The sequence below is a fragment of the Rhodobacter sp. P2_H5 genome, from assembly GCF_056403335.1.
On record NZ_JBFUFS010000008.1, the window covers coordinates 225,197 to 231,900 of the forward strand.

The 6,704-nt window shown below is 67.5% G+C and carries 5 protein-coding genes; 4 read left to right on the plus strand and 1 reads right to left on the minus strand.

The window, feature by feature from the left end; all coding sequences use genetic code 11:
* The first annotated feature begins 180 nt into the window (after nucleotides 1-180).
* From AC1DVR_RS13450 to trpE, 4 genes are all read left to right on the plus strand, one after another.
* Nucleotides 181-513, plus strand: coding sequence for a DnaJ family domain-containing protein (locus AC1DVR_RS13450; RefSeq protein WP_478001090.1), 333 nt, complete (start codon nucleotides 181-183; stop codon nucleotides 511-513).
* A gap of 270 nt (nucleotides 514-783) precedes the next feature.
* The gene (locus AC1DVR_RS13455) at nucleotides 784-1,968 is read left to right on the plus strand and encodes an aminotransferase (RefSeq protein ID WP_478001091.1); all 1,185 of its coding nucleotides are present in this window, start codon (nucleotides 784-786) and stop codon (nucleotides 1,966-1,968) included.
* A 101-nt stretch (nucleotides 1,969-2,069) separates the two neighbouring features.
* Nucleotides 2,070-3,959, plus strand: coding sequence for a peptidylprolyl isomerase (locus tag AC1DVR_RS13460; RefSeq protein ID WP_478001092.1), 1,890 nt, complete (start codon nucleotides 2,070-2,072; stop codon nucleotides 3,957-3,959).
* A 2-nt stretch (nucleotides 3,960-3,961) separates the two neighbouring features.
* Nucleotides 3,962-5,470, plus strand: coding sequence for an anthranilate synthase component I (gene trpE, locus AC1DVR_RS13465; RefSeq protein ID WP_478001093.1), 1,509 nt, complete (start codon nucleotides 3,962-3,964; stop codon nucleotides 5,468-5,470).
* A 296-nt stretch (nucleotides 5,471-5,766) separates the two neighbouring features.
* Here trpE and AC1DVR_RS13470 read toward each other — a convergent pair.
* On the minus strand, nucleotides 5,767-6,704 hold a 938-nt coding region (locus AC1DVR_RS13470), incomplete at its 5' end, for a divergent polysaccharide deacetylase family protein (protein ID WP_478001094.1).

The window sequence follows — 6,704 nt, forward strand, 5'->3', positions numbered from 1 at the left end:
GAATTAATATTCTCGGAGTGGTTTATTAAAATAGGCGCAAATATCCGTGGCGCGGGGGAAGCGGGGCGCTTGACGCAGACAAGAGGACCTTTCCCACGCCCTTCCGGACCCGGGCAATTTCTGGCATGCTGGCGCAGGAAATGCCGCGATGCGGCAAGGCGAAAGGATGCGAGGCGGCAGATGTCCTGGCTTTCACGACTGGCCGAGCGCCAGATCCTCAAGGCGCGGATGACGGGCGGTCTTTCCGGGCTGCAAGGCGAGGGCAAACCCCTGCCCGAGCGCCCCGGCGACGCCTTCGTCAGCCCCGGCGACGCGGTGGGCTTTCGCATCATGGCGGAAGCCGGCGTGCTGCCCGAGGAGATCACGCTGAAGAAACAGGCCGCGGCCCTGCGCGCCCATCTGGCGACCCTGACCGACGCAGCCGAACGCAAGGCCGCGATGGCCGCCCTCGCCCAGACCGAAATGCGCCAGGCCATCGCCGAGGAATCGCGCCGCCGGTTCCTGAAGGGTTAGGCGGCTGCCCGCAGCCACAGGAAAGGTCCCGAAGATGGGCAGATTGCCCATCCTACCGGCCAGCGTCAGCACCGGTCGCTGAGGGCGCGAAATCCTCTGACCGTTTGCGACAGGCGCCGGCATTGGCTGGTAGGATGGGCAATCTGCCCATCTTCCTGGATCAGGTCCCCCGCGGTGCCGGCCTCGAAGGACGGTCCCTTTGCCACGCTTCGCCCCCTTGCGCTTGGGCGCGGCACGCGGTTCAACTGGGCCAAACGCAAGGACGCCCAGATGACCCAACTCACGCCGCTCAATCCCGCCATGGCCGCCACCGATCCGCCGCCCGTCATGGAAGCCCGGCGCTGGATCGCGGGGCTGACCTTTCCGGCCGACCGCCCCTTGATCAATGTGAGCCAGGCCGCTCCGGTGGACCTGCCGCCGCTGGCCCTGCGTCAGGCGATTGCCGAGGCGGCGCTGAACGATCCGAACGCCCATCTTTACGGCCCAGTCCTCGGCCTGCCGGCGCTGCGGGCCGAGATCGCCAGCCAGTGGAGCCTCGGCTACGGCGGTCAGGTGGCGCCGGAACAGGTGGCCATCACCCAGGGCTGCAACCAGGCCTTCTGCGCGGTGCTCTCCACCCTCGCCGGGGCGGGGGATGAGGTGATCCTGCCGACGCCCTGGTATTTCAACCACAAGATGTGGCTCGACATGGCGGGCATCGGGGCGGTGCCGCTCGCCACCGGGCCGGGCCTGATCCCCGAGGCCGACAAGGCCGCCACCCTCATCACCGACAGGACCCGCGCCATCGTCCTCGTCTCGCCCAACAATCCGGGCGGGGTGGAATATCCGGCCGAGACGCTGGCCGCCTTCCGCGACCTCGCCCGCGCCCGGGGCATCGCGCTGATCGTGGACGAGACCTACCGCGATTTCGACAGCCGCAGCGGTCGGCCGCATGACCTTTTCGCCGATCCTGATTGGGCCGATACGCTGATCCAGCTCTACTCCTTCTCCAAGGCCTACCGGCTGACCGGGCACCGGGTCGGCTCCATCGTGGCCTCTGCCGCCCGGCTGGCCGAGGTCGAGAAATTCCTCGACACCGTGGCGATCTGCCCAAGCCAGCTCGGCCAGATCGCGGCGCTTTGGGGGATGCGCAACCTGGCCCAATGGGTGGCGGGCGAGCGGGACGAGATCCTGGCCCGCCGCGCCGCCATGGTGGAAGGCTTCCACGCCCTGCCCGGCTGGAAGCTGCTGGGCTGCGGCGCCTATTTCGCCTATGTCGAACATCCCTTTGCCCTGACCTCGACCGAGGTCTGCAAGGCGGCGGTCACCAAGGCCTCGGTCCTGATGCTGCCCGGTTCGATGTTCCAGCCCGAGGGCGCGCCCGAAGGCCAGCGCCAGATCCGCATCGCCTTCGCCAATGTCGACCGCGACGGCATTGCCGAACTGTTCCGCAGGCTTGCCGCCTTCCAGCCCTGAGCACCGCACACCTTCCGTCGCCAGCCCGGGGGGGTGCTCTGCCCTTGCCCCCTCCGGCGCTTTCAGCTTAAACCCGTGCTACTTTGCAAAGGACGCCGGACATGGCCAAAAGCCCAACGCCCAAAGACGACCACGAGATCACCCCGCGCAAGAAGTCGCGCGTCGGCACCAGCGTGCTGGCTTTCGTCATGCTGGGCATGATCGTCATCGGTCTGGGCGGCTATGGGGTGACCAACTTTGGCCATTCGGTCGATGCGGTGGCCTCGGTCGGCAAGGCCGAGATCACGACGACCGACTATGGCCGCGCGCTGCAAAACCAGATCCGCCAGTTCAGCCAGCAGTTCGGCCAGCAGCTGACCTTCAAGGAGGCGCAGATCTTCGGCATCGACCAGCAGGTCCTGCAGGGTCTGATCTCGAACGCTGCACTGGACAACGAGGCGATGCGCCTCGGGCTTTCGGCGGGCGACCGCGAGGTGGCGCAGAAAGTCGCCGCCACCAAGGCTTTCTTCGACGTGACCGGCAAGTTCGACCGCACCGTCTATACCCAGCTTCTGCAGCAGAACGGCGTCACCGTGAAGGATTTCGAGACCGGGATGCGCCGCGATCTGGCGCGTCAGGTCCTGCAGGCCGCCATCGTCGGCGGCGTGGTGACCCCGCAGGCGCTGACCGACACGATCTATGCCTATCAGGGCGAGACCCGCGGTTTCACCCTGCTGCAGCTGACCGAAGCAAGCCTGCCGCAAAAGCTGCCGGCGCCGACCGAGGATGAGCTGAAGGCCTATTACACCGCCCATATCGCCGACTTCACCCGGCCCGAAGCCAAGCGCGTCTCCTATGCGATCCTGGAACCCGCCGATATCGCCAAGGACCAGAAAGTGGCCGAGGCCGATATCAAGGCTGCCTATGATGCCGCAGCCGACACCTACAATGTGCCGGAAAAGCGGCTGGTCGAACGGCTGGTCTATCCTTCGGAAGACGCGGCCAAGGCCGCCAAGGCCAAGCTTGACGCCGGCACCTCCTTTGAGGATCTGGTGAAAGAGCGCGGCCTCGCGCTGACCGATATCGACCTGGGCGATGTGACGGCGGCTGAACTCGGCGCTGCGGGCAAGGATGTCTTCGCCCTGACCGCGCCGGGTGTCGTCGGGCCGCTGCCCTCCGACCTCGGGCCGGCGCTTTACCGGATGAACGCGATCCTGCCGGCGCAGGCCACCACGCTGGAACAGGCGCATGACAAGCTGATGGGCGATCTGCAGCTGAAGGCAGCGGGCAAGGCGATTTCTGACAAGTATGAAGCGGTCAGTGACCTTCTGGCCGGCGGCTCCTCGGTCGCCGAGGTGGCCAAGGATCAGGGCATGACCGCCGGGACCACCGATTTTGCCAAGGGCGCCGATGACAATGCCCCGCTGACCGCCGATCCGGCCTTCGTCAAGGCCGTGACCGGGATGCAGCCGGGCGATTTCCCGCAGGCGATCGGTCTGGCCGATGGCGGGCTGGCCGTGGTGCAAGTGACCGAAGCCGTCCCCCCGACGCCCGTGCCCTTCGAGAAGGCGCATGACAAGGTCGCCACTGCCTTCCACGCCGAGGCTTTGGCCAAGGCGCTTGGCGCGCTGGCCGATGCCGATCTGACCGCCGTCAAGGGTGGCGCCGACCTCGGCACTCTGGGGATCACCGACCGCGTCGCCTCCACCACCCGGTCCGGCACGCCCGACGGCATCCCGGCCGAGGCGATTGCGATGGCTTTCACCCTCAAGCCCGGCGAGGTCGCCAAGATCGACGGCAAGGGCCTGGTCGCGGTGATCCGTCTGGACAGCGTGACCCCGGCCGACACGGCGGGCGACGCGGCCAAGGCCGCCGAGGCCAAGCTTGCGACCCAGGCCGCCCAGTCGATCGCCCAGGATGCCTATGACATCTTCGCCGCAGCCATGACGACGCAGGGCGGCTTGACCATTGACCAGGCGGCGATTGCCGCCGTGCAGGCGCGGATGAACTGACCATGAAGCTCGACCCCGGTTATGCGGAATTTGAAGCGGGCTGGGCCCAGGGGCGCAATCAGGTCGTCTCGGCCCGGCTCGCGGCCGATCTCGACACGCCCGTCTCCCTGATGATGAAGCTGGCCGAGGCGCGCACCGACACCTTCATGCTGGAAAGTGTGACCGGGGGTGAAATTCGCGGCCGCTATTCGGTGGTGGGGATGAAGCCCGACCTGATCTGGCAATGTCACGGCGACAAGGCCCGCATCAACCGCACCGCCCGCTTTGATGCGACAAGCTTTGTCGAGGAAGACCTCGCCCCGCTCGCCAGCCTGCGCGCGCTGATCGCCGAAAGCCGGATCGAGCTGCCCGAGGGCCTGCCGCCGATCGCCGCCGGCCTCTTCGGCTATCTCGGCTATGACATGATCCGCCTGGTCGAGAACCTGCCCGATGTGAACCCCGACCCGCTCGGCCTGCCCGATGCCGTCCTGCTGCGCCCCTCGATCGTGGCCGTGCTCGACGGGGTGAAGGGCGAGGTGACCGTGGTCGCCCCGGCTTTCGTGGCCTCCGGCCTCTCGGCCCGCGCGGCCTATGCCCAGGCCGCCGAACGCGTGATGGACGCGCTGCGCGATCTGGACCGCGCCCCTCCCGCGCAGCGCGATCTGGGCGAGGCCGCCCCTGTCGGCGAGGCACAGTCCAACTTCACCCACGAAGGCTACAAGGCCGCGGTCGAGAAGGCCAAGGACTACATCCGCGCCGGCGACATCTTCCAGGTGGTGCCAAGCCAGCGCTGGACCCAAAGCTTCACCCTGCCGCCCTTCGCCTTCTACCGCAGCCTGCGGCGCACCAACCCCTCGCCCTTCATGTTCTTCTTCAACTTCGGCGGCTTCCAGGTCGTGGGCGCCAGCCCCGAAATCCTCGTCCGCCTGCGCGAAGGCGAAGTGACGATCAGGCCCATCGCCGGCACCCGCAAGCGCGGGGCCACGCCGGAAGAGGACCGCGCGCTGGAGGCCGATCTTCTCGCCGACCAGAAGGAACTGGCCGAACACCTGATGCTGTTGGACCTCGGCCGCAATGACGTGGGCCGGGTGGCCAAGATCGGCACCGTGCGCCCGACCGAGAAATTCATCGTCGAACGCTATTCCCATGTCATGCACATCGTCTCCAACGTGGTGGGCGAGATCGCCGAAGGCCAGGACGCGTTGTCGGCCCTCCTCGCCGGCATGCCCGCCGGCACCGTCTCGGGTGCACCCAAGGTGCGGGCGATGGAGATCATCGACGAGCTGGAACCCGAAAAGCGCGGCGTCTATGGCGGCGGCATCGGCTATTTCGCAGCCAATGGCGAGATGGACTTCTGCATCGCCCTGCGCACCGCGGTGCTGAAGGACGAGAAGCTTTACATCCAGTCCGGCGGCGGCGTGGTCTATGACAGCGACCCCGAAGCGGAATATCAGGAAACCGTCAACAAATCCAAAGCCCTGCGCCGCGCGGCCGAAGACGCCGGCACTTTCGCAAGACGCGGCAACGCATAAGGGAAGATGGGCAAATTGCCCATCCTACTCCCCGAATAGGTTCTGCAGAGGTAAGGCTCTTGCCCTCTGCCATAAGAGCCTCCGGCGGGAGTATTTGAGCAAATCGCAAAGACAGCGCCACGCGACCTGCGGGCCCTGTACCTCACCCCCAATTTGCCCTTTGCTCAAATACTCCCCCCGGAGGGATTGCCCGAGCCGGTTGGCGCGCAGCGCCAGAGGCGAGACAAAAGGAATGCGCGCAAAGCGCGCGCCTTTGACCAACAGCTCAGCCAGGGCGGCGCAGCACAGGTTTTGCGCTACTTGCGGGCCATCACGGCCGTGACCGGGGCCAGCGCCACCGTCGCGGCCTTGCCCTCAATCGTCCATTGCAGGATCGCCGCCACCGTGTCGGGGCGGGTGTCGCCGATCACCACCACCGCCCCCTCCTGGGCCGCCTTGAAGGCCGCGCGGTCGAGATAGCGGCGCATGATGGGCTGGCTTTCGCCCGCCCCGTCCAGCTTGCGGAAGATCACCGCCGCCGGCAAGCCATCGCGCCGCGCGATCTGGTCCGCCGCATTCAGCCCCCGGTCATAGGTCACGAGGCCCCGGCCCTGATCGGCGATCACCGGCAGCACCAGACCCGACAGCGCGCGGTTGTCCTGAAAGCCCAGCGTCGCCTCGTCGATCACGCCCACCGTTTCGGGCAGGATGTCCTGCAGGGTCTGGAAGGTCTGTTCCACATCCCCCGCCGTGGCCCCCGCCGGGATGCCATTGGCCAGCATCAGCACCTCCTGCCCTTCGGCGCGATAGGCCGCCTCGGCCTCCCGCGCATCCTGGGCCAGGGGGTCCACCACGAATGTCACCGGGAAAGGCAGCCGGGCCAGTTCGCCGCGATCCATCCCCGCCGCACCGACATCCTGCAGAAGGATGACGAACAGCGGCTTGCCCCCGGCCCCCTCGAAACGGCGCGCGTATTTGCGCAGCGGGCTGTCGTCCGCGGCCTGCGCCCCGGCCTGATCCTTCGGCGCATCGCCCACATGCGGCAGCGTATTGGTCGCAACCCCGGGAACCGAGCCGATCGGCGCCACCGGCTTCAGCAGACTGGTCTCCGGATCCTGCGCCCCGGCAACCGGCCCCGCCGGCTTGCCCGGCATCTGCGACACCTCCGGCGTGAAGACGCGCGGCGCCAGCGGCGCTTGGGCCGCCGGGGCGGCATCGCTCGCACCGGGCTCCGCCACCGGCGCCGGCAGACCCG

Excerpts from the sequence above, each read along its gene's own strand:
- AC1DVR_RS13460 (WP_478001092.1), top strand. The coding sequence starts at position 2,070 with ATGGCCAAAAGCCCAACGCCCAAAGACGACCACGAGATCACCCCGCGC.
- AC1DVR_RS13455 (WP_478001091.1), top strand. The coding sequence starts at position 784 with ATGACCCAACTCACGCCGCTCAATCCCGCCATGGCCGCCACCGATCCG.
- AC1DVR_RS13450 (WP_478001090.1), top strand. The coding sequence starts at position 181 with ATGTCCTGGCTTTCACGACTGGCCGAGCGCCAGATCCTCAAGGCGCGG.
- trpE (WP_478001093.1), top strand. The coding sequence starts at position 3,962 with ATGAAGCTCGACCCCGGTTATGCGGAATTTGAAGCGGGCTGGGCCCAG.